The organism is Kitasatospora sp. NPDC002543, from assembly GCF_053594915.1.
Window position 1 is genome coordinate 1 of the sequence record NZ_JBSFWR010000244.1, and the last position, 1,279, is coordinate 1,279.

2 protein-coding genes and 1 pseudogene are annotated in these 1,279 nt (G+C 72.5%); 1 reads left to right on the forward strand and 2 read right to left on the reverse strand.

Annotation, left to right across the window (positions count from 1 at the left end):
* Both ACWD4P_RS38290 and ACWD4P_RS38295 read right to left on the reverse strand, forming a co-directional pair.
* Window positions 1–305 (reverse strand): annotated as a pseudogene (locus tag ACWD4P_RS38290) (hypothetical protein); the annotation flags it as partial.
* Window positions 263–808: a hypothetical protein gene (locus ACWD4P_RS38295; protein ID WP_355695506.1), complete on the reverse strand. Its 546-nt coding sequence runs from the start codon at window positions 806–808 to the stop codon at window positions 263–265. The gene ACWD4P_RS38295 and the pseudogene ACWD4P_RS38290, both read right to left, overlap by 43 nt.
* Before the next feature lie 119 nt (window positions 809–927).
* On the opposite strand from ACWD4P_RS38295, the gene ACWD4P_RS38300 reads away from it, so the two are divergent.
* The coding region (locus ACWD4P_RS38300) for a response regulator (RefSeq protein WP_449782832.1) at window positions 928–1,279 on the forward strand (352 nt) is incomplete at its 3' end.

The following is a 1,279-nucleotide window of genomic DNA, read 5'->3' on the forward strand; positions in this document are numbered from 1 at the left end:
GTGCAGTGGGTGGCGACGCGGACCGAGCGGATGCCGAGGGCGTGGGCCCGGCGCAGGTCGTGCAGGGTGCCGATGCCGGGGAGGAGGAGCGTGGTGGGGATCGCGTGGGTGACGGCGTCGCAGACGGCCTCGATCCACTCCCAGTCAGTGTGGGCGCCGACGCCGTAGGTGATGCTGGAGCCGGACAGGCCGTCGCCGGTGACGGGGGGCCGGAACCGAGGGGGCGTTCCGGGCAGGCCGGGGCGGGTGACCGTGCGAGCGGTCAGTACTTCGCCACTTCCACGCTCGGTGCGTGGTCGTGCCACGTGCAGAACACCGAGACCTTGTCCGTGCCCGAGGTGAATTCCACCCTGATCCACGTCGAGTCCTTCCACACCTGCACCGACCAGCCGGCCGCGGGCGTCGCCGACACCAGCGTCGCCGAGTCCTTGCCCAGGTCGAACACGGCACGGCCGCCCTCCGTCGCGTAGCCCTTCACCGTGCCGGACGCCGACGGCGACGCCGACGGTGAGGCGGGCGGCTTCGCGGAGGCGCCCGGTCTCACCGTGCGGCTCGGGGACGGGGTGGCCGAGCCGGGGGAGTCTGACGGCTTCTGCGATGCGGAGCGGGACGGCGAGGCCGGCGGTGACGACTCCGGGCGGTGCGTCGACGACGCCCGCGCGTCCACCGCTCCCGCGGCGATCGGCACCGCGCGCGGCGGGTCGTACGCCGTGCCCGCCATCACCGTGTGCACGCCCCACCACGACAGCGTGACGGCCGCACCGGTGGCCAGCAGCCAGGCCGCCGTGTGAACAAGTCCTCTGCGCATGGGGTGCATCGCGGCCATACTGCCGCACCCGCCCCACCCGTGTCCCAGGGGGACCGGGGTTGCCCCGGACCTGGGCGGAAGCGCGACCGGGGTCCCCCGTATGGCGTACGGTGCCGCCCATGGCAAGTGTGCTCGTGGTCGAGGACGACCAGTTCGTGCGCTCGGCCCTCATCCGGCACCTGACCGAGGCCTCCCACACCGTACGGAGCGTCGGCACGGCCCTGGAGGCGCTGCGCGAGGTCGCCCATTTCCGTTTCGACGTCGTGATTCTCGACCTCGGGCTGCCTGATCTGGACGGATCCGAGGCATTGAAGATGCTGCGCGGCATCACCGACGTACCCGTGATCATCGCCACGGCCCGCGACGACGAGACCGAGATCGTCCGGCTCCTCAACGACGGCGCCGACGACTACCTCACCAAGCCGTTCTCGCCCGAGCACCTGTCCGCGCGCATGGCCGCCGTGCTGCGCC